Source organism: Rhizobium aouanii (assembly GCF_037002925.1).
Taxonomy (GTDB): Bacteria; Pseudomonadota; Alphaproteobacteria; order Rhizobiales; family Rhizobiaceae; genus Rhizobium; species Rhizobium aouanii.
In genome coordinates this window covers 17614-38438 of the sequence record NZ_JBAMYD010000001.1, presented here as the reverse complement: position 1 = coordinate 38438, position 20825 = coordinate 17614, and the positions used below count along the sequence as shown (strand labels likewise).

Genomic DNA, 20825 nt, shown 5'->3' with positions numbered 1-20825 from the left:
TAAAGATTGGAGCGATCGTGATCGCCTGTCCATCCGGCCGAGGAGGAATACGCTCAGTCGCGCTTCATCACAGGTGGCGCCGTCGCCAGGCTTTCTGTTGCGTCTGTTTCGGGCAATCCTTCTACCCTTTCATTGTCCGGCTGGGCGCGGCGCGTCGCTGGCGATCTCGCCGGAGGACTGCCGGCTCGAGCTTTAACGCGCTTGCCGACAGCTGCACCGGGGCCTTCACCTTCGGGTCGGATCGGCCCGAGCTCCATCTCCGGTGGGCGCAGCTTATTTCGGTCTTCGATAGGGTCGTTCGATTTCTTCTGCATGATCGGACCTTTCTTCCATGCCGGCGGTGACACTAGGACGTCCGCGACTTTCCCTACGGTTTGAGAACGACCTTGATGCAGCCATCCTTCTTGTCGCGGAAAGTTTTGTAGAGGTCAGGACCTTCGTCGAGGGTCGCACGATGCGTGATAATGAACGAAGGATCGATTTCGTCCTTTTGGATGCGCTCCATGAGTAGCGGCAGGTAGTGCTGCACCGGCGTCTGCGCCATTCGGAACGTTAGGCCGCGGTTGATCGCCGATCCCATCGGGATCTTGTCGAGGAAACCACCATAGACGCCGACGATCGAAACCGTGCCGAAGTTGCGGCAGCAATGGATTGCCTGCCGAAGCACGTGGGGGCGATCGGTTCCCATGAACGTGGCGACCTTAATGCGGTCAAGCCGTGAGTCCCAGCTCGCCGACGGATCGGCTTCAGTGCCGACCGCGTCGATGCACGCGTCGGCGCCGCGCCCGTTGGTCAGCTCCATGAGTTTGTCGTAGATGTCTTCGTCCATGAAATCGAGAGTGGTTGCTCCCGACGCTTCGGCAAGAGCAAGCCGCTCAGGCACGGTGTCGATCGCGATGACGCGCTCGGCGCCGAGGATGAAGGCCGACTTGATCGCCAGCTGTCCGACAGGGCCGCAGCCCCAGATCGCGATCGTGTCCCCCGGCTGAATATTGCAGAAGTCAGCGGCCATGTAGCCCGTCGGAAAGATGTCGGAGAGAAAGAGCACCTGCTCATCCGTCAGTCCGTCCGGCACCTTGATCGGGCCGACGTCCGCGTAAGGCACGCGTAGGTACTCCGCTTGACCTCCACTGTAACCGCCAAGAAGATGGGTGTAGCCGAACAGGCCCGCGGGTGAATTCCCCCACATCTTCTTGACCTTCGACGGATCGGGGTTGCTGCGTTCACATCCGGAATAAAAGCCGCGCTGACAGAAGAAGCATTCGCCGCAGGAGATGGTGAAGGGAACCACGACACGGTCACCGACCTTGAGCTTTTTATTATCATTGCCGACTTCGACGACCTCGCCCATGGTCTCGTGGCCCATGATGTCGCCGCTATGCATGTCCGGCATCACGCCGTTGAAGAGGTGAAGATCCGACCCGCAGATCGCGCAGGCCGTCACCTTGATGATAGCATCGCGCCCTTCCTCGATTTGAGGATCTGGAACGCTCTCGCATCGGATGTCGTGTTTGCCGTGCCAGATCAGAGCTTTCATGTCGTCGTCCGCCTTTCGATCCCGAGCGCAAAGCGGACGCGCCGCCTTGCAACTCTTTCGGTTTTGGAAACGTCCGCGAGACGATTTTTTCCGTCCCTGGTCTTGAAACTCAAGACAGCCAAACCGTGATCCGCGGGAGTTGTTCCATCAGAAAGCGAGGGGGATCCATTTGCCGGAACAAATCCGCCTTGGGCTTGTTTAGCGGCCGAATCGACAATGGCGGGCATGAAATGACCTTCAATCTTGATCCTTACTGCGGCAGCGCGCCGGCACCTCAACTGCTGATGTCGGACTGGAATTTCGACCCCTACCTGCTGCTCGCGATCGGCATTGCGGCGGCGTTAACCTGGCTGCCGGCGCGTCGGGACAAGCGCGTCGGACAATGGCTCGTCGCAATCGCTCTTTTCACTGTCGCCTTCGTTTCCCCGCTTTGTACGCTCAGTTCAGCATTATTCTCCGCAAGAGCAGTTCATCATATCGTACTGATCTCGCTCGTTGCGCCGCTCGCGTGGCGCTTTGTCTTTAGCCACGCGATGCTTCTGGATCGAGTGCCGTCGATCTTCATATTCGTCTTTCACACGACGATGCTCTGGCTATGGCATCTGCCCCTGCCCTACGCGATGCTCGACGGCCTTCAGGCGGCGCACTTGTGGTCTGCGCCGCAACCCTTCTGCAGATGACGGCGCTCGGGGCGTACCTGACCTTTGCATCCCACCCTCTGTTCAGTCCGCACTTCCTGACGTCGCCGGCCTATGGCCTGCCGCCCCTTGAAGATCAGCAACTCGCAGGGCTCTTGATGTGGATTCCCGCATCACTGCCCTTTGCCGCGGCGTTCCTGATCAGGATCGCCCAAGCCATCATCCGGTCGGCCGGTGAGCTTTTAGCCGGAGGGAGCGCAGCCGCGGCGAGATCGCCGCGTTGAACCTCGGCGCAATACCGGGAGCGTGCGCCCAAGCAGCTCCGTGGTACTCATGTCTCTTCGTGCAGCCGCTCGGCGGCAGGCATACCGTTCGCAAGGCATCAAGGCCGGCGCGGCGACAATTGCTGCACGGGACGGGAACAGTTTGGCGCTTTTGAAGTTCTGATGCCACCAACCAGGAGACCAGACCATGAAGAACATTATCATCGCCTCAATCGCCGTTTCGCTTGCTGGACCCGTCATGGCTCAATCCGCCGCGGAAAAGACCGGAGTCAACTCGCTGATCGGCGTTGCACCGAAGACTGTGGACTTCGTGCAGGAGGCCGCCACCAGCGACATGTTCGAGATCGAATCCAGCAAGTTGGCACTCGAGCGCGGTGATGCTGCAACCAAGGTCTTTGCTCAACAGATGGTGACGGAACACGAGAAGACCAGCAGCGAACTCAAGGCGCTGATTACCGGCGGCAAGGTGCAGGCGCAGCTGCCAAGCGCCATGACGAGCGCCCAGCAGGACATGCTCGAAAAGCTGAAGGGACTTCAAGGCGATGATTTCGTTAAGCAGTATCATTCCGATCAGGAATCCGCGCACGAGGACGCGGTCGACCTCTTCAAGCGCTATGGCGAAGGCGGCGACAATGCCGAGTTGAAAGCTTGGGCAGCAAGCACGAGACCTGCGCTTGAACACCATCTGCAGATGGCGGAGGAGCTTAACAAATAAAATTGCGCCGAAGCATCCTCCAGGAACCTTCCTTGCCCTTCAGGGTTAGGCGGCCGGACATTGGGAGCCCAGCTGATGAATTATCTCTGGTTGTTTGCAGTGGCAGGAGGAGCGGCGCTGCTCGGAATTGCCCTTGCTTTCGGAATGATCAAGCAGGACGGGCGACGGTCTGTCTTCGCGATAGCCGGTGCTTTCATCGTTGCCATCGGCGCGCTAGGATTGGGCGTCTACATTGCCCGGGCGCCGGCCGCCCCGGTGCGCGCCTCGGACAGGGAGCAGTCGCAGCAAAGGCTTCCGGCTGCTGCGACGACGGAGAAGGACCTGCCGGGAAAGTGACGCCCAAACAATCGTCGATCAGCATGCGTTCTGGCTGAGGCCACAAGCGCGCTATCGGCAGGAGGTATATCGTGACGAATTTAGCAGCTGTCTCGGAGCGTGAGTTCGCCTCGGCTCTCGAGGCGATGACGGACGACGAGCTTTTCGAACTGATGGCTGATCTGGAGAAGCGAAGTGAAACATTGAATCGAGCTTCGCCGACCGATGAAGTCTTCGCAAAGATCGTTCTGACGGAGAGCGCGATCGAAAGGCGGTTTCCCGGCCAGATGCTGTTGCCGTACAAGGAATGGAAGGGCCGGCCCGAACGGTTGACCCTGCAATAGCACGCACGTCCCATATCAACGAGCTACTGAACCGCAGCCAATGAGCGATGGCCGAGATCGGGCCAGCTGCGGCCTGATACTCCCGGAACATCGTAAGCGTCAGCCGCAAACGCTTCCAAGCTTGTGCGATTGCGAACGATAACAAGTCCCCGGTGAGAATAGATGAAGTGCTCGCCTTCGAGGATGTGCAGCGCTTCGGTGACGCTGGAGCGGCGCACTCCGAGCATGGTCGCCATATATTCATGCGTCAATGCAATCTCGTCGCCATCCATACGATCGTGACACATCAATATCCACTTCGCCAATCGGACGTCGATCTTATGAACGGCATTGGAAAGGGCGGTGTGGGCGACCTGCTCAAAGAAGCCTTGAAGAAAGCGCGCAAGCAGTTGCCGAACGGCGGGGTGGTCAAACAGAAACCCTGCAAGAGCCCGCGCTTCCACACGACGTCCCGCGCCGCCGACCTGCATCATCACGTCAAACGAAAATGCCTCCGCCTCCATCGTCAAGGCTGGCGGCGATACTCCCTCTTTGCCGACCAGGCCGATCTCGGCTTTCTTACCTTCAGGCGAAGTCGCCACCATCGAAGCGATGCCGCTTTCCAGGAAATAATAGTGGCTGATCGGCAAACCGAACGAGGCAAGTTCTAAATCGCGTGGCAGCGCAAGCGGTTCGAGGATTCTCTCGAAAACCACAAGCTGTGGCGTCGTTAAGTGTAACAGGAAGAGATTTTTGCTTTCGAAAGGACGCATCACTTTGCCCTCTTGTGTGGCAAGAGCGGATCGTCTCCCAGCCGTCGGCGCCAAGAATTCTGCCAACGATGGTCGAATTATGGGCCGCAAGAGATCTCATTGCAAGCCGTTTGTCCATCGGCCGCGGATGTAGACGGACCATCTATCGCTTTTCGCGTGATGTCGAATCTTCCGCGGCGCTGGTCGATCCTAGCTCTGCTCTGTACGCAAACGCACTCGCAGCGAAATTGTCCGCGGAGATGCTAATGTAAGCCGATATTCATTCCTGGGAGCTCACCGGCATGGATCGATATGCCTTTCCGCGTGAAGACACCGACATCTATCGGCATATCGTCGAGAGCGCCCTGGACTATGCTATCTTCACCACGGACCTCGATGGCACGGTGACGACATGGAGCGCGGGTGCGAAAAACCTCTTCGGCTATTCCCCACATGAGATGATCGGCCAAAACAGCGCGATCATCTTCTCCTTCGATGACCAACTCGCCGGTGTGCCGCTCAAGGAGAGGCGGGTTGCACTCCGCCAAGGCCGCGCCGACGACAATCGATGGCACGTTGGAAAAGACGGCAGCATGTTTTGGGCTTCGGGGCTGATGATGCCGCTTCGCAACGACGCCGGCGGCGTCTACGGCCTGATGAAGGTCGTTCGCGACCGCACACAAACGCTTCAGCAGGACGAGACATTGCGCTCCAGCCAGGAGCGCCTGCAGCTCATTCTCCAAAGCGCCACGGATTATGCGATCTTCACCCTTGATCAGGGCGGGCAGATCATCAGCTGGAATACCGGGGCGTGCCGCATTTTCGGCTTTGAGGAACAGGATATCGTCGGTCGCGACGCACGCATCCTGTTCCTGCCGGAGGATCGTGAAGAGAATGCTCTGGAAAGCGAGATGAAAACGGCGTTCGAACGCGGACGTGCAGAGAACGAACGATTTCACCTGCGCAAGGATGGAACGACGTTTTGGGGCAGTGGCTTGACCATGCCGCTTCGCGCCCATCGCGACAGAGCCGGCTACCTGAAAGTTCTACGCGACGACACCGAGCGCCATTTTGCCGATGAACATCAGCAGGTCATGATGCGCGAGATCAGCCACCGCGTCAAAAACAGCCTGATGCTGGTAGCGGGCATGCTGGCGATGCAGGCTCGCTTGGCGCAACAGCCGGAAGTCGGGCGCGCCCTCAGCGATGCCGAGGCACGCGTTGGAACCATTGCCCAGGTGCATGACCAATTGTGGCGTCAGCCACATATCGAGACGGTGGATCTGGCGGATTTCCTGTCGAGCCTCTGCCAACGCCTGCAGCAATCAGCCTCGCAGCACGACGTGTCCGTTGACGTGGAGCCATGGGTCGTCGATGCGGATCGCGCGATCCAGATCGCCCTTCTCGTCAACGAGCTGGTGACAAACGCCTTCAAACACGCCTATCCCGACGCCTCCGGCCGTGTCACCGTCAGGGCGCGCAGTACCGACGACGAAATCCTCCTCGAAGTCGCCGATGGCGGAAAAGGACTGCCGGCAGAATTTTCATCCTTTGAAAACGACGGCAAGAGCCTGGGGATGAGGGTCGTACGGGGTCTCGTGCAGCAGCTGAAGGCGGAACTTGAGATCGAGGATCAACGGCCGGGCGCGAGATTTTTGATCCGCTTGCCACGCAATCCATAACGATATTCCGGGCGATGGATCGGGTCTGGCGCCTGGTGTTGGAATTGTCAAAACCGCACAAAGCCCCTCCCGATTATGGCCATATCAGCCTTTTTGACGCATAAGCTGATCATTGCCACGATCGCAACGGCTCCTGGTATGAGCGCGGGCTCCCTCCCGAAGGAGACGTGCATGCCCGCACTCGATCAGCGTGACGTTCGTAACTTGCTGCTGAAGGCTCTGTCCGCTGATGCCTTCGACCTGCTCACTGCCGATGCCGAAACGGTCCACCTGCCGACCAGGCATGTCCTGGTCGAATCCGATCAGCCGATTGACCATGTCTGTTTCATCGAGGAGGGTCTGGCGTCGATGGTGGCGACCAGCGCCGAAGACGAAGCTGTCGAGGTGGGGCATGTCGGATATGAGGGCATGGTGGGAGCCCATGTGGTGCTGAAGACCAATACGACACCCAACCGGACCTTCCTTCAAGTCGCCGGCTCCGGCCTGCTGGTCGCCGTCGAATCGCTCAAGCGGGTGTCGGCTGAATTTCCGGTGGTCAACGATCTGCTCCTCAATTACGTGCATTGTTGCGACATACAGCTGTCCCAATCGGCTCTCGCCAACGGGCGCTACAATATGCATGAGCGGCTCGCGCGCTGGCTGCTGATGTGCCATGACCGGCTGGTCGGAAACGATCTGCCCCTCACGCATGAATTCCTGTCGCTTATGCTTGGCGTACGCCGATCGGGCGTCACCAACGAGCTGCATATCATCGAAGGAATAAAGGCGATCAAGGCCACCCGCGGCAATGTCAGGATCATCGATAGAGCAAAATTAGAAGAGATTGCCGCAGGAAGCTATGGCATACCGGAGCGGGAATATGAGCGCCTGATTGGACTGCCGATCCGGCGATCGGTTACTCGGAAGGGCTGATCGTTTCGGTGAAAGGCACGACCGGGAGAACGGCGGCCCTTCATAACACACGTGGATTTCTCTGGCTGAAATACCTTCCCTGAAAAGCACTGCATGGCTCATCAACGCTCTGGCGTCGCGTACAGCCTCATGCCTGGCATCACCGAGTGTCTCTAGCTCGCTCGGTACCCTCGAAGTCGGCGATCGTCCCTGCACAGGAAACGATGTTGAAGTAAATCTTGGCATCGCCGCCCATCGCTGCGGATTCAATGCCATAACCTTCGGTCCGTTCCTCAAAAAAAGGTCGCCAGCCGAGTCAACTCCAAAAAACAGACGTCGATTGAGGCAGGTCCTGCATCACGGTTGTCCCAGCCGTATCAATGGGTGGCCTTGCAACCTACCTAAGATCAACCATCGTCGCACGAAGCTGGAAGAGTTCATCGATAATCCTCTGCCAACATTCGTCATCGGCTTTGGCGATCGATATGGTCGACGCTCGGATCGTCTGGAGCAGACGAATGAGCGCCGGGTAGCGGTTGGCACCGCCGCTTGCGTCGCTGTCGCAAATCTCTTGAAGCTCATCAACGATCTTTCGCACAATAATCTGCCGATCGACGGCATCGAGAGCAGCCGGATCCGCGGCGATCGCTTTGAAATAAACAAGTTTGTCCATCACAGCACACCGGTTTCGCCAATGTTGCCGGCCGACCGCAGAGGCTCACGACGCGGCGTCTTCGCCGAGATCGGCAAACCATTGAAGTCCATATGCATATATCGCATCAAGCCGCTGAGTTTACGCTGATCTCGAATGCCACACTCGAACCAGGATACAAGTTCTCTGGCAACATGCTGCGCCGCCGGACTGGCAATCCCACAGGATTTTTCTTGGCACCATCCCTGCAAAACAGTCTGCAACATGGCGATATCACCAGGCTGCAGAGCCGGCTTCGTAATTCCCGAGTGCTGCATCATCGTGTTCCTCCCCACTATGTAAGGCGATCCTAAAATTTCGGATTTTCGATTTCAACCGCTGGTGCGGAATCGTACGAATCCGCCTCGCCTCCCCTCCTCTCACCATAGGCTCGGGAACCAACGCAGCACGATCGGGTTCGGCAGATTAAAGGAACGTCGCATGGCAAGCTTGAATATGGTACGCACAGCCTGTCGGCGCCGGCTTGAACTGCCGTTTGGCAGCGTGATGACGGTCCAAACAACTTTTGCAGGCGTCCGCTATGAAATCGCTCAGTCCGGTCGCTGGCAAGACGATCGTCATCATTGGTGAACCCGGCTTTGTCTCAGACGGCGTCAAGAAGGCATGGGCCGCGCGTCAAGCCGTGGTCGTCACCAGCAGCGTCTATATGGTCACGATGCGTAATTCAAATGAAACCTTGGCATGTGACGCGGCGATCATCGACGTCACCATCCCCGACGAGGCGATGCTGTTAATGAACGAATGGCTGGAGACGCGGCGCATACCCTTCGTCTTCGCTCAAGGGCATCGGGCCGAAGCACTCTCAGCCGGCTTCGTCCTCAGCAATCGTGCCGCCGACATCAACGCGATCGTAGAAGCATTGTTCGGACCCGGTGCCGGCTATTATCACTAGATGCGTGCGTTTGCGTACCGAGCGTTGCACTGGGCGTGTGCGGACCTCATGATGAGGCATGCATAATCCGAAGTCTTTGTGTCAGGAACGGCGCTATGCTCGATTCTCAGTCTGCTCATTTGAAAGCCCTTGATTCAGCTGATCTCAGTCATCTGCGGGCGATTTTGAATGCCATCTGTTGCGAGACGGGCAAGCCTCTGCGAGCGCCTGAAACGCAGGAGATTGCGGCATTGCTGATCAGCCTTTACCGGCATGGAGTGGCAGACCAGAACAAATTGCTTTCGGTGGGTCGCCTGGCATCGGCCCGCAAGCGCCGCCGCTGACGCGGATCACGGCCGGTTGATCAAAAGATCGCTCAACGCGCGAGAGCGCTGCCGATCAGCCGCCGATACTCCTCTTCCGCCGCACCGTAGGAGCCATGCGCCTCTTCGATCAATCCGCGCCTGTTGAGAATGACGATCTGCCTTCGGGTGGACCGGATCAGTCCTTTGCCTTCCAGCAGATGCAACGCGACCGTCACTCCGGCGCGGCGGACCCCCAGCATCACGGCGAGAAATTCGTGAGTCAGGGATATCGTCATGCCGTCCGTTCGGTCATGGACCATCAGCAACCACCGTGCGAGCCGCTCCTCTAGTTTGGCGTGGCCAGCACCGTCGACGTCGTTTGCGCAAGCAACGCCTGGACATATGCGAGCAACAGGCTGCGCAAGGCCGGGCTTCCTTCCATGGCCGCGGAAAGGATGGGTGCCGGCAATTTGAACCCGTGGCCTGAGACCTGCATGAATGTCCGATTGGCGGACTGGTCGCCGCCGAGCATCACGGCGGCACCTGTCATTCCCTCCCGGCCGACGATGCCAACTTCGATATCGCGCCCGCCCGGAAATCTCGCCACGATCGATGCTAGCCCCGACTCGAGGATATAGACGTCGCCGACCGGCGTATTCTCCATCTCAAGGATCAAGGGGACATCGAGACTGATTGGCTCCATATGAGGCACGATCAGATCGCGCTCTTGTGGGCCCATGGCCCGCAACAGCTCATTTCTAAAATTCAATTGCTCATCATCCATAGTTTCGTCCACATACGGCCTTCCTTCGCCCGTTGCTGCGGCGAACCTAACCGTCTAGAATCATTGAGCAATACACTGTGCCATAGCGTACAGACGGTCCGACGTCCGCGCGACCCTGTTTCCTGTGAACAAGAGGGCCCGACGGTTCAATCGTATCAACCGGGCGAAACCAAAATCACGGCACCCGGCACGGTGTTGACCGAACTCCCGGTGGACCGATCGACCACCACTGGACGAAGTGCCTCGTTGCCAGCGAGGACGGCAGATCGCTCTATGTCGGCGTCGGCTCGAACAGCAATATCACCGAGAACGGTATGGAGGCCGAGAAGGATCGCGCCTCGATCTGGGAGGTCGACAGACCGACGGGCCGCCTCCGTATTTTTGCGCATGGCTTGCGCAATCCCAACGGATTGAGTTGGGAACCGCAGACCCCTGCCCTTTGGACCGTCGTTAACGAGCGTGACGAACTCGGCCCGAACCTGGTTCGGGATTGCATGACGTCGGTCAAGGACGGTGGCTTTTACGGATGGCCCTACAGCTATTTCGGCCAGAATGTCGACCCGCGGGTCAATCCGCAACGGCCCGACCTCGTCGCCAAGGCGATCGGTCCGGACTATGCACTGAGCTCCCACGTGGCACCTCTCGGCATGGTTTTTTACACCGCCCAAAATCTGCCGGGCGAATATCAAGGCGGAGCGTTTATCGGCGAACATGGAAGCTGGAACCGATATCAAATCAACGGCTAGAAGGTTGTCTATGTGCCCTTTGGAGGTGTTGATCGCCGACGACGTCGGCGACACGATCTGGCGCATCACCGGCGCGCCTTAGCTCGATCGTGTACAAACTTGACGCGGTCCTGTCTCGCCTTTGCCTGCATTCCTCGCGCGCATACAGATGGCAGCACGGCCTACTCGACGATATCAGCCAGTCATTTTCGACTGACGAATTTGTTGAACCGGCTTATCCCATCCTCGGTCTTGTCCTGGTAAAGAAAGGCCAGCTCGTTTTCATCGAAAATGGCGAAGAATTCATCCCAGGAGATCTTTTCCAACTTCTCTTCCGGCTCTCCGAAGTCTATGCGCAATATGCCACCTTGCTTGGCGCCTTTGACGCGAGAAGGTTGTCCCTTGCGCGCTTCCACCCATTTGCGAATTGCTGAATGATCGGTCGTCGTATTTGCGGTCGTCATGGAAACCTCCGTTCGATTTGGGCCCCGCGGTCTGTCCCGGGGCACGGCGTCGAACCGACCGCGCGAGGGAAAGTTCCAGCCGATGGCGTGCTTGAGCAATGACGCGGAGGGTGCGTGGTCATCTTCCGGGATCATGCCGCGCTGGAGCACTTCGCTCCCGACCCTTGTTGTAAATCCGAGGAGGAATACGAGCGACCAAATCGCGCTGGTACTGATCTCCCATGACGACATGGCGCAGCAGAAAAAGCGAGGTAGATAACGGTGCGATAGCGCACGAAGCCTGCATTTCGGCCTGGAAGGTCTATTGTATAATTCCCTGTTTTAGGAGTTTGGCCATGAGCGTTGCAGGAACGAGGTCCATCCTTCTGATGGAGGATGAGATTATCATCGCGATGGACGTGGAAGACATCCTTCATGGCGCCGGCTTCGATCGGATAGAGACAGTGTCGTCTTGTCGAGCGGCCGAAGAGTGGCTGACAGCGAACGATCCCGATCTCGTGGTGATGGACATCGAATTGACAGACGGCGTCGCTGGAGCGATCGCCAGATCTTTGCGCGGCCGCCGTATCCCATTCATCGTTTACACCGGTGCTCAGCGGAAGATGCACCCGGATGCCTTATCATTTTCCGAGGGCGTGTGGTTAGAAAAACCATGCGAGCCCGCGACATTGCTGACGGAAGTGATGCGCTGCATACGTCAGGGGCCGACGTCGATTGTGGTCGATGACTGCAGGGAAAGCAAAAAGACGCGATAAGGCCATCTGGCGGGAACATTGCCGTTGTTCTTTGGTTTGGCGAACCAAGGGAGAGGCAGATGAACCAGGGATCGGACGGTCAGGCTTTCATCATCTACATCGGCGCCATCACGTTGGTTGGGCTTTTGATCGTTTTCGGCTCGATAATCTCGTTTAACGCAAGCGGCAGAAATGGCGAACCTGCAAAGATGTCGACGGAAGCGAAGCCCTGATGGACAAGCCCGAAAACGATCCCGTACAGGCAACCCGTCCCAGCGCTCAACAGCAGCGAAACAGCCTGAAAGGCGGACGCATTGCCGTCACCTTGATCGCGACCGTGGCCGTCATCGCCTTCCTGCTTTACGTCACGATCCTCGTCTACGGCTTGGCGCATAGGATGTGAATGCGCTCTGGCATACCTGCCTGCCACATCGGTTCGCCGCCCGCGCAGCTTTTCCAGGGACGTGCACTCGGAACCTTTCACTGCGATGCAGGTTTGCGATCTTTGACAAACTGAGGACGAATTCGATGCGCAATGCCGCCGACATATTGATAGACACGCTGATTGAGTGGGACGTGAGGGTGATCTTCGGCCTTCCTGGAGACGGCATCAACGGGGTCATGGAGGCGTTGCGCAAGCGCCAGGACCAGATCCGCTTCATTCAGGTCCGGCATGAGGAATCGGCCGCTTTCATGGCGAGCGCCTACGCCAAATTCACCGGAAATCTCGGCGTTTGCCTTGCAACGTCCGGACCGGGCGGCACGCATCTGCTGACGGGTCTTTATGATGCCAAGCTCGATCAGATGCCGGTGCTTGCCATCACCGGGACGCAGTATCACGACCTGATCGAGACCTTTACCCAGCAGGATGTCGACCTGACCCGCGTCTTCGACAATGTCGCGATCTACAATGCGCATGTCAGTGATGCCTCGCACATGGAAAACGTCGCCAGCCTTGCCTGCCGCTCGGCGCTCTCGCGCCGCGGCGTCGCCCATCTCTCCGTCGCCAATGACGTTCAGGAGATGGACGCGAAATCGCGCTCGAAACGGAATCGCCCCAAACATGTACCGAACCGCTATTTCCACGGCCGTCAAGTGCCCGACGACAGCGAGCTCGATCGTGCGGCCCGGATACTGAATGATGCGCGCAAGGTGGCGGTCCTCGCCGGCCGGGGTGCTGTAGGCGCCCAGGCGGAACTGCGCGAGATTGCCGACCTGCTCGCCGCGCCGGTCGCCAAAGCCCTGCTCGGCAAGACGGCTCTCGCCGACGACGATCCCTTGACGACCGGTGGGATCGGAATTCTCGGCACGGCCCCGTCGCAGGAGATCATGGAGCAGTGCGACGCAGTGCTGATCGTCGGTTCCTCCTTTCCCTATATCGAATATTACCCGCGGCCCGAAGCCGCCCGCGGCGTGCAGATCGACAGCGATCCCCAGCGCATTGGCCTGCGCTTCCCCGTCGATGCCGGTCTCGTGGGCGAGGCGCGGGAAACGCTGCGGCTGCTGAAGCCCAGGCTGAACAGCAAAACGGATCGGTCGTTTCTGGAACAGGCGCAAACGGCGATGTCCGACTGGCGCCGCAAAATGGAGACGATGGAGACGGATCGCAGCGCTCCCTTGAAGGCGCAGGCCGTGGTTCGAGCCTTCGGCAGGCGCGTCGCGGCCGATGGCGTGCTGGTCGCCGATTCCGGACAGAACACCGAGCTGACGGCGCGCCACATCGACCTCGGCACGGAAAATCAGTTCGCCGTCTCCGGCGCGCTCGCCTCGATGGCCTCCGGCCTGCCCTATGCGATTGCGGCGGGCGCTGCCGATCCGAAACGGCCGATCTACGCGGTCATCGGCGATGGCGGATTCGGCATGCAGCTCGGGGAGTTCTCGACCGCTGTCCGAATGGCTCTGCCGTTGAAAATACTGGTGATCTGCAACGGCATGCTCAACCAGATCGCCTGGGAGCAGATGATGTTCCTCGGCAACCCGCAATTTGCCTGCGAACTGGCGCCGATCGATTTTGCCAAGGCGGCAGAGGCAATGGGAGGCCACGGCTTCACGATCAGCGGCTTCGATCAGATCGAGCCGACTTTGGAGGAAGCTTTTTCTGTGGCCGGTCCTGTGGTCATTCAAGCCTTCGTCGATCAATACGAGCCGATGATGCCGCCGAAGATGCCGAAAAACTACGCCAAGAATTTCCGCGAGGCGCTTGCCGATACGTCGGGTCATCAGGCGATCGAGGCAAATGTGTCGCGTTCGCCGCTTCGCGAGATGATGGCCGCCGGAGAGCAGGAAAAGGAACTATCCGAAAACACGACCGATTTGCCGGGCATCCCTTGAGCCGTCGAAGGAGGTGCGCCGACCCGCGCGTGACCTGGTGGAAAGAGCATTGTGAACAGCTTGTCTTCAGCCGGTGGCAACTTTCGCGCCGCAGCTCATCGCCTGCGCCGGTTCTTATCGTCCGCTCCGGTAGGTCCGGTCTCGCTCTCGCCTCGCCATCCGGCATCTTCTGGCCGCCGAACATCTCGCCGGATCCGGCAGACGGCATCGGAACATGGGCGATCGCCGATCTCGCTAATGCTTCGAAAAAAGCGCGGTCTGCCCGTTGGTTCGTCGCCTTCCGTATAGTCGCCTTGGCGAGGTTTTCGCACAATTCCACCAAATGCGTCTTTGCCGGTTTAGGCCAGGTTCCGCGATTGCGCCGCTTTACGCCAGCGGCGTGTTGGTTTCCCGACGCCGCATTTTCTCTTCGATTTCGTCCAGCACCTCTTCCGGCGTCACCTGCTCTTTCAGTTCCTCGAGCTCCTCTCTCGTCTCGATTTCGACGCCGAGTTTCTCGGCGATGGCCGAAACCAGGGTCAACACCTCCGTCGCCTCATGCTCTGCCAGAAGACAGATCTGCAAGTTGAGATCGGCGCGCTTGTCGTCGGCCTCCGCCATACGGTTTTGGCTGATCAGCACGAATGTCGAGATGAAAATCGCTTCGACGGACGCGACCATCGCCAGAATGACGAATGACGGGTCGAAGGCGGGTATCAGCGGAAGCAGGCCGGTATTGACGACGATCCAGAGCGTGACGACCAGCAGGTGCAGGTAGACGAACATCATCGATCCCGCGAAACGGGTAATGGCATCGGCCGCCCGCTCCTGCCGGCTCGATTGTCGCGCCTCCTGCTCCCGCCGCTTCAGCAGAGCATCGATGTTGCGGTCGAGACGTCTGGATATCATGCTCTGCTGCTGCTCGGATTTCGGTGCCGTCATTGAATGCTTCCATGTTTAAGCAAATCCAACCTCTGTGAAGGCGGAGAGTTTCGCGTTTGACCAGCGCCGCTCATTTCATCGACGAACAGGCAATCCCCGAGCCTGGCTCCCGCCGCTTTCGCGGGCGCTCTGAAATGATCGGATCAGTTCGATCGCCCGCTTGCCGATGCCGGGAAGCGCCAGCAGTTCGTCGTCGGTCATCGAAGACAATTTACTGACACGCTTTATGCCGCTGGACAGAAGCGCCTTGACGATCCAGACAGGGATTTTGCTGCGGGCGAGCATATCGCTCGAGGCTGCCCGCGGCTTCGACGTCTTCCCTGCTGGTCGAGAGGCCATGTCCATCCCGCAGATGATTTGCGACCGCCAAAACCGGCGAGAGGCTCGGCGGTTCCAGCCGATTCACCGATGACTGCAAAGATTTTGTCCGGCCGTGCCGACGCCGCCGCTTCATGCGTGCCGATAGATGTCGTCGATAATTGCAGCGACCTCGACAAGCCGTTCGCAGGACGGATCATAAGCCTGACCACTGGCGAGCCGGGCCGCCCAGTCCGCCGCCGCCCGGCCGCCCCAGTCGTCGGGAGGCCGAACAAGTTCTTCGGTCGATGTCCCGCGGAAGCGACAGGCCGCAAAGTCATAGAACGACCCGCCGACATTCCTGAAAGATGCACCCCCGGATGTTCCGAAAAAGTCGGCGCCGATGACCGCATCGCATCCTGCCTGCAGCCGCCAGGAGCAGGCGAGGCGGATAATCGCGCCATTTGCCAACGTCAGAGTGGCGATGGCGAAATCTTCGACATCCCCCGCTGCGCTGATCGGCTCGCCGCCTTTCATTAGTGTACTCGTGACGTCGGTGACCTGCGGAAAGTCGAGGCACCAGAGCGCCATGTCGATGAGGTGGACGCCGAGGTCGATGACGCATCCTCCACCCGACAGCGACTTGTCGTAAAACCAGGATTTGTCGGGGCCAAACGCATTGTGGAAGACCAGATCGGCGGCGAAGACAGTGCCGAGCTCGCCATTTCTGATCAGATCGCGAATGCGCTGCATGCCTTGCGTATAACGATAGGAGAGATCGACGCCCAACAGCCTGTCGGCTAATCTGGCGGCGGCCACGACCGCTTCCGCCTCCGCCGCGGATCGGCCGAGCGGTTTCTGGCAAAATACGGCAACACCGGCCTGCAGCGCCCGGATCGACTGCTCGGCGTGCAGAGCACTCGGCGTGGCGATGACGACGCCGTCGAGGTCGAGCGACAGGAGCGCATCGAGACCGCCGACGATTTCCGCATCGGGCGCAAGGCGCAGGGCTTCTGTTATCATTTCCTCGCAGGGATCGGCGATGGCAACGGCTTCGGCCATCCGCGTGCGAAGAATTGCCTCCATTCGGTTCCTGCCGATCCAGCCGATACCGAGGAAGCCGAGTCTCACGGGCTTGACCCGCGTCTGCAGGGAGCGATCTACCATCCTGTTCATCAGCACGTCACCATCGCCTTGAGGAAACCATCTGGCCTGTCCCGGGTGGCGTCGAGCGCTTCGCCCAGGCCTTCCAGCGGATAGACATGGGTATAGAGTGATGACGGATCGAGCCTGCCGGAAACGACCGCTTCGATCGCCTCGCGCATGCCACTGATATAAATCAGGGGATCGCGTTCGTGAGCATTGATGACGTCGAGGCCACGCCAGTTCCAGAGCTGCATATTGACTTGCCTCGGACCGTCTTGATGGTATCCGGCCACCACCAGCCGGCCGCGCTCGGCAGTCAGTTCGCCGGCCAGGTCGAGCGGCCACTGCTTGCCGACCGCCTCTATGACGCGGTGGCAGAAAGCACCGTCGGTCAACTCTCTTACAGCTTCGATGATCTGCCAGTGGTCGTCCATCGCCAGCGTCTCGGCGGCGCCCATGCGCCTGGCGATTTCGAGGGAAAACGGACGGCGCGAGATGGCGATGACGCGCGCGCCGGCGCCACTGACAAGCTGCGTCAGCAAGGCGCCGAGAAATCCGATCCCGATGATGGCGACGGTCTGGCCCGCCTCGATGCGACTGCGCCGGAATACGTTCATCGCGCAGCCGAGCGGCTCGCCAGGGAAAGGCTGGCGGTCGAGCGCCGGCGGCAGCGGCACGACCATGTCGGCATCCGCGATGTCGTGGGTGGCGTAGGCATGATATGAGAGCGCAGCGACCCGATCTCCCAGGTTAAGGCCAGACACCCCGTCGCCCAGCGCATCGATCCTGCCCCAGCCCTCGTGACCGAGACCACCCGGCTCCGTCGGAAAGGTCATCCATTCCGGGCCGGCCCAAGGGCCAAGATTAGAGGCGCACACGCCCGAGCCTTCGAGCCTGATCCTGACCTGGCCCGGCTTCGGCTGGGGAAGAGGTCTCTCTTCGACGGACACTTCTCCGGGGCCGGTGATGATCGCCGCCCGGATTGCTCCCTCGGCCGCTCTTGCCAACATGTTCATGAATTGCTCCTTCGTTTGCCATGGCCGGTCTGCTTGCCTACAGACGCCGGTGGCCGCTTCTTAATCTTCGAGGAAATATTTCGCTCATAGATTGGCCGCCGAACCAGCGACGCCGCCAGATGTTCCGGATGATGTCAAAGAACATGTCAAAGAAGATGACATTGAAGCCGGAACAATCTTCGCCGCGCTTGGTTCGGCAGGTCATCTTCAACTTGAGCGGACGGAAATCAGATGGCGATGATCCTTGTAACCGGCGGCTGCGGCTTCATCGGAAGACATGTCGTCGAGGAGCTTCTCGACAACGGCTATGAGGTGCGGGTCCTCGATGCGTTGATCGATCAGGTTCACGGCGATGCTGAAACAGCGCTGCCCGAGGCTGCCGAATTCATGCGCGGCGACGTCAGGGATAAGACCGCGGTCGAACGGGCTTTGTTGGGTGCCGATGGCGTCATCCATCTCGCTGCGGAGGTCGGCGTCGGGCAGTCGATGTACGAGATCGCCCGATATGTCGGCGGCAATGATCTCGGCACGGCCGTTCTTCTGGAGGCGATGATCGGTCGCCGGCTCAAACGCGTTGTCGTCGCCTCGTCCATGAGTGTCTATGGCGAGGGCCGCTATGAAACCGCCGACGGTGCGCAGCTTGATCTGGTCAGGCGACGCGGCGACCAGATCAAGGCCGGCCGATGGAACCTGCGCGGCGCTGACGGCAAAATCCTGAGGCCGGTTGCGACGGATGAGGAAAAGCCCGTCGATCTCGCCTCGATCTATGCGTTGACCAAATATGCGCAGGAAAAACAGGTCCTGATTTTTGGCGAAGCCTATGGCATCGAGGCGGTGGCGCTCCGTCTCTTCAACGTATTCGGCGCCGGCCAGGCTTTGTCCAACCCCTATACCGGCGTCTTGGCGAACTTCGCCTCGAGGCTCGCCAATGGCCAGCCGCCGATGATCTTCGAGGACGGCGAGCAGCGACGGGATTTCGTGCATGTACGCGACGTTGCGCGCGCCTTCCGCCTGGCGCTCGAAAAACCCAACGCTCCGGGACATGTGATCAATATCGGCAGCGGCCAAGCCTACACGATCGCTGAGGTCGCAACGCTTCTCGCCGATGCGATGGGCGTGCCGGAAATACGGCCCGAGATCATGAACAAGGCGCGCTCCGGCGATATCCGCAACTGTTTTGCCGACATCGCAAAGGCGCGCGAGCTGCTCGGCTTCGAGCCGCGCTTCAAGCTGGAAAACGCGCTCGGACCTTTCGCCGATTGGGTGAGACATGCCGGAGCGATCGATCGCGGCGCGGAGATGAAACGGCAGTTGGAGGAAAGAGGGCTGGTATCATGACAAAATCCGCATTGTCGGCCGGGACCGGCACGTCCTCGAGATCCTATGGCTTTGTCGAGTGGTTCCGCCCGGGCGAATACGAGCGGACGTCGCAGACGATCGCAGATGTCGGTATAAGCGGCGCCAGCTACTTGCGCACGCATCTCTCATGGGCCGAATATCTCGCTCCAGGAGGCGAAGCATGGTTTGATTGGCTGATCCCGAAGCTTGGGCGCGAGATCGATCTTCTGCCCTGCATTCACTACACGCCGCCGTCCTTATCCCGGACAGGACGGTCTTCCGGCGCACCGGCCGATCTCAAATCCTATGCCGACTTCGTCGACCACGTGCTCAGCCGATACGGTCGGTATTTCAGTCACATCGAATTGTGGAACGAGCCCAACAACCTGCTCGACTGGGACTGGCGCGAAGACAAGGACTTTCTGCTGTTTTGCGAGATGGTCGGCGCCGCCGCCTATTGGGCCAAACATCGCGGCTGGCGGCCGGTGCTCGGCGGACCATGCCCCTTTGATCCCTATTGGCTCAACCTGATGGGCGAGCGCGGCGTGCTCGGCGTCGTCGATGCCGTCGGCTTCCACGGGTTCCCCGGCACATGGGACAGTGAGGAAGGCACCTGGGGCGGCTGGGACATGCATCTCGGCGAGATGCGGAAAATTATCGGCCGTTTCAACGACAAGGCCGAGATCTGGATTACCGAAACCGGTTATTCGACCTGGCGTAACGACGAGATGGAACAGGCACGGCGTTTCGTGAAGGCTCTGAGCGTGCCGGCCGACCGGATGTATTGGTATTCCTGGCGGGATGTGCCGCCGGATGTGCCGGTGCAGGAAGGCCTCTGGTTCGACCCCCGGCATTACCATCTCGGTGCCGTCACCCATGAGAACCAGCCGAAGCTGCTCGCGCGCCTGCTGATGGAAGGCGGCGTCGAACGGCTCGAGCAGGTCGCCCGGCTCGCCACCCCCAACGTCGCCAAGGGAGCCGCCCCGATCGTCATCACCGGAGGCTGCGGCTTCATCGGCTCCAACCTTGCCGACAGCTACCTTCAGGACGGTGAAGACGTTGTCGTGCTCGACAATCTCGGCCGGCCGGGCGTCGATCAGAATCTCGGCTGGCTGACCGAAAGACATGGCTCAAACGTACATCCGGTGCTTGCCGACGTGCGCGACGCGAGAAGCATCGAAGCAGCCTTTGCCGACGCCAAGGCGGTCTTTCATTTCGCCGCCCAGACAGCGGTCACGACGAGCCTCATCCATCCGATCGACGACTTCGAGGCCAATGCGCGCGGCACGATCAACGTGCTGGAATCGGTGCGCAAGGCCGGCCGCCAGGCTCCGGTGATCTTTGCCAGCACCAACAAAGTCTATGGCGGGCTCGATGACATTGCCATGCGTGAGGCCGAGGATCGCTACCTGCCGGTCGACGCGACCATCCGGTCATACGGAATCGGCGAAGACAGGCCGCTCGATTTCTGCACCCCCTATGGCTGCTCGAAAGGCGTGGCCGACCAATATGTGCTGGATTATGCGAAATCCTTCGGCATCCCGACGGCCGTGCTGCGCATGAGCTGCATCTATGGCCCACGCCAGTTCGGCACCGAGGACCAGGGCTGGGTGGCGCATTTCCTGATCCGGGCGCTCGCCGGAGAGCCCGTGTCGATCTACGGCGACGGCAAGCAGGTCCGGGATGTTCTGCACGTCGCGGATGCGATTGCCGCCTATCGCAGCGTCCTCGATGGCATTGACGGGATCAAGGGCCGCGTCTTCAACCTCGGAGGCGGTCCGGCGAATGCCGTCAGCGTGCTCGCAGTCCTGCGCGAGATCGGCAAGCTGATTGGGCGCCCGGTCGAGACCTCCTTCGACGACTGGCGAGCCGGCGACCAGTATTTCTTCGTCGCAGACACCCGCGCGCTCCAGCACACGCTTGGCTGGAGCGCGCGTGTCGGCTGGGAAAGCGGACTGCAGCATCTGGCCGAGTGGCTCATCGAAAACCGTTTCGGCGGCCGGCCGATCCCGCGCCGCGATCGAAAGGTCTCGGCATGATTCGT

General features: G+C 59.7%; 25 protein-coding genes and 2 pseudogenes. 16 read left to right on the top strand and 11 right to left on the bottom strand.

The window, feature by feature from the left end:
- Positions 1-53: 53 nt before the first annotated feature.
- Both V8P77_RS00235 and V8P77_RS00230 read right to left on the bottom strand, forming a co-directional pair.
- Positions 54-314 carry a hypothetical protein gene (locus V8P77_RS00235; RefSeq protein ID WP_335910119.1) on the bottom strand — a complete coding sequence of 87 codons (261 nt, stop codon included), beginning with the start codon at positions 312-314 and terminating at the stop codon, positions 54-56.
- Positions 315-367: 53 nt separating this feature from the next.
- The gene (locus V8P77_RS00230; RefSeq protein ID WP_335910118.1) at positions 368-1537 is read right to left on the bottom strand and encodes a zinc-dependent alcohol dehydrogenase; all 1170 of its coding nucleotides are present in this window, start codon (positions 1535-1537) and stop codon (positions 368-370) included.
- Between the two features lie 230 nt (positions 1538-1767).
- Between V8P77_RS00230 and V8P77_RS00225 the strand changes: the two genes are divergently transcribed.
- From V8P77_RS00225 to V8P77_RS00205, 5 genes are all read left to right on the top strand, one after another.
- Positions 1768-2217 (top strand): cytochrome c oxidase assembly protein, encoded by a 450-nt coding sequence (locus V8P77_RS00225; RefSeq protein WP_335910117.1) that lies wholly within the window; start codon positions 1768-1770, stop codon positions 2215-2217.
- Positions 2133-2459, top strand: a complete 327-nt coding sequence (locus V8P77_RS00220) for a cytochrome c oxidase assembly protein (protein WP_335910116.1) — start codon at positions 2133-2135, stop codon at positions 2457-2459. The genes V8P77_RS00225 and V8P77_RS00220 overlap by 85 nt, the downstream gene beginning before the upstream one ends.
- A gap of 187 nt (positions 2460-2646) precedes the next feature.
- Positions 2647-3174, top strand: coding sequence for a DUF4142 domain-containing protein (locus tag V8P77_RS00215; protein ID WP_335910115.1), 528 nt, complete (start codon positions 2647-2649; stop codon positions 3172-3174).
- Between the two features lie 75 nt (positions 3175-3249).
- Positions 3250-3510 (top strand): hypothetical protein, encoded by a 261-nt coding sequence (locus V8P77_RS00210; protein WP_335910114.1) that lies wholly within the window; start codon positions 3250-3252, stop codon positions 3508-3510.
- 71 nt (positions 3511-3581) lie between these two features.
- A complete protein-coding gene (locus V8P77_RS00205; protein WP_373694570.1) occupies positions 3582-3833 on the top strand; it encodes a hypothetical protein in 252 nt (83 codons plus the stop codon).
- Between the two features lie 23 nt (positions 3834-3856).
- Here the strand turns inward: V8P77_RS00205 and V8P77_RS00200 are convergent, their stop codons facing one another.
- Positions 3857-4585: a Crp/Fnr family transcriptional regulator gene (locus V8P77_RS00200; RefSeq protein WP_335910113.1), complete on the bottom strand. Its 729-nt coding sequence runs from the start codon at positions 4583-4585 to the stop codon at positions 3857-3859.
- Positions 4586-4866: 281 nt separating this feature from the next.
- Here V8P77_RS00200 and V8P77_RS00195 point away from each other — a divergent pair, with 281 nt between their 5' ends.
- The gene (locus tag V8P77_RS00195; protein WP_335910112.1) at positions 4867-6246 is read left to right on the top strand and encodes a sensor histidine kinase; all 1380 of its coding nucleotides are present in this window, start codon (positions 4867-4869) and stop codon (positions 6244-6246) included.
- A gap of 171 nt (positions 6247-6417) precedes the next feature.
- The gene (locus V8P77_RS00190; protein ID WP_335910111.1) at positions 6418-7158 is read left to right on the top strand and encodes a Crp/Fnr family transcriptional regulator; all 741 of its coding nucleotides are present in this window, start codon (positions 6418-6420) and stop codon (positions 7156-7158) included.
- A gap of 376 nt (positions 7159-7534) precedes the next feature.
- On the opposite strand, the gene V8P77_RS00185 is transcribed toward V8P77_RS00190, so the two are convergent.
- Entirely contained in the window at positions 7535-7810 is a 276-nt protein-coding gene (locus tag V8P77_RS00185; protein ID WP_335910110.1) for a hypothetical protein, read from the bottom strand.
- Positions 7810-8109, bottom strand: coding sequence for a hypothetical protein (locus tag V8P77_RS00180; protein ID WP_335910109.1), 300 nt, complete (start codon positions 8107-8109; stop codon positions 7810-7812). Before V8P77_RS00180 ends, V8P77_RS00185 begins: the two co-directional genes overlap by 1 nt.
- Positions 8110-8369: 260 nt before the next feature.
- Here V8P77_RS00180 and V8P77_RS00175 point away from each other — a divergent pair, with 260 nt between their 5' ends.
- Positions 8370-8741: a hypothetical protein gene (locus tag V8P77_RS00175; RefSeq protein ID WP_335910108.1), complete on the top strand. Its 372-nt coding sequence runs from the start codon at positions 8370-8372 to the stop codon at positions 8739-8741.
- 95 nt (positions 8742-8836) lie between these two features.
- Entirely contained in the window at positions 8837-9064 is a 228-nt protein-coding gene (locus V8P77_RS00170; protein WP_335910107.1) for a hypothetical protein, read from the top strand.
- 32 nt (positions 9065-9096) lie between these two features.
- On the opposite strand, the pseudogene V8P77_RS00165 reads toward V8P77_RS00170, so the two are convergent.
- A pseudogene (locus V8P77_RS00165) lies at positions 9097-9809 on the bottom strand (Crp/Fnr family transcriptional regulator).
- 153 nt (positions 9810-9962) lie between these two features.
- Between V8P77_RS00165 and V8P77_RS00160 the strand changes: the two are divergent.
- Positions 9963-10637: pseudogene (locus tag V8P77_RS00160) on the top strand (PQQ-dependent sugar dehydrogenase); the annotation flags it as partial.
- 100 nt (positions 10638-10737) lie between these two features.
- On the opposite strand, the gene V8P77_RS00155 reads toward V8P77_RS00160, so the two are convergent.
- Positions 10738-10998, bottom strand: a complete 261-nt coding sequence (locus V8P77_RS00155) for a hypothetical protein (protein ID WP_003551523.1) — start codon at positions 10996-10998, stop codon at positions 10738-10740.
- Positions 10999-11333: 335 nt separating this feature from the next.
- On the opposite strand from V8P77_RS00155, the gene V8P77_RS00150 reads away from it, so the two are divergent.
- The 4 genes from V8P77_RS00150 (at position 11334) to V8P77_RS00135 (ending at position 14063) form a co-directional block, all read left to right on the top strand.
- Positions 11334-11753, top strand: a complete 420-nt coding sequence (locus V8P77_RS00150; protein ID WP_151520095.1) for a response regulator — start codon at positions 11334-11336, stop codon at positions 11751-11753.
- Between the two features lie 59 nt (positions 11754-11812).
- A complete protein-coding gene (locus tag V8P77_RS00145; RefSeq protein WP_335910106.1) occupies positions 11813-11965 on the top strand; it encodes a hypothetical protein in 153 nt (50 codons plus the stop codon).
- Positions 11965-12135, top strand: a complete 171-nt coding sequence (locus tag V8P77_RS00140) for a hypothetical protein (RefSeq protein ID WP_335910105.1) — start codon at positions 11965-11967, stop codon at positions 12133-12135. The genes V8P77_RS00145 and V8P77_RS00140 overlap by 1 nt, the downstream gene beginning before the upstream one ends.
- Before the next feature lie 125 nt (positions 12136-12260).
- The gene (locus V8P77_RS00135; protein WP_335910104.1) at positions 12261-14063 is read left to right on the top strand and encodes a thiamine pyrophosphate-dependent enzyme; all 1803 of its coding nucleotides are present in this window, start codon (positions 12261-12263) and stop codon (positions 14061-14063) included.
- A 366-nt stretch (positions 14064-14429) separates the two neighbouring features.
- On the opposite strand, the gene V8P77_RS00125 is transcribed toward V8P77_RS00135, so the two are convergent.
- The 4 genes from V8P77_RS00125 to V8P77_RS00110 form a co-directional block, all read right to left on the bottom strand.
- Positions 14430-14984, bottom strand: coding sequence for a DUF1003 domain-containing protein (locus V8P77_RS00125; RefSeq protein ID WP_335910103.1), 555 nt, complete (start codon positions 14982-14984; stop codon positions 14430-14432).
- 75 nt (positions 14985-15059) lie between these two features.
- Entirely contained in the window at positions 15060-15269 is a 210-nt protein-coding gene (locus V8P77_RS00120; protein ID WP_025396608.1) for a helix-hairpin-helix domain-containing protein, read from the bottom strand.
- Between the two features lie 165 nt (positions 15270-15434).
- Positions 15435-16457: a Gfo/Idh/MocA family protein gene (locus tag V8P77_RS00115; protein ID WP_335910102.1), complete on the bottom strand. Its 1023-nt coding sequence runs from the start codon at positions 16455-16457 to the stop codon at positions 15435-15437.
- Positions 16457-17443 carry an MDR/zinc-dependent alcohol dehydrogenase-like family protein gene (locus tag V8P77_RS00110; protein ID WP_335910101.1) on the bottom strand — a complete coding sequence of 329 codons (987 nt, stop codon included), beginning with the start codon at positions 17441-17443 and terminating at the stop codon, positions 16457-16459. Before V8P77_RS00110 ends, V8P77_RS00115 begins: the two co-directional genes overlap by 1 nt.
- 231 nt (positions 17444-17674) lie before the next feature.
- Here V8P77_RS00110 and V8P77_RS00105 point away from each other — a divergent pair, with 231 nt between their 5' ends.
- Both V8P77_RS00105 and V8P77_RS00100 read left to right on the top strand, forming a co-directional pair.
- Complete coding sequence (locus V8P77_RS00105; protein WP_335910100.1) at positions 17675-18781, top strand: NAD-dependent epimerase/dehydratase family protein; 1107 nt, start codon at positions 17675-17677, stop codon at positions 18779-18781.
- Entirely contained in the window at positions 18778-20820 is a 2043-nt protein-coding gene (locus V8P77_RS00100; RefSeq protein WP_221944931.1) for an NAD-dependent epimerase/dehydratase family protein, read from the top strand. Before V8P77_RS00105 ends, V8P77_RS00100 begins: the two co-directional genes overlap by 4 nt.
- The last annotated feature ends 5 nt before the right edge of the window (positions 20821-20825 follow it).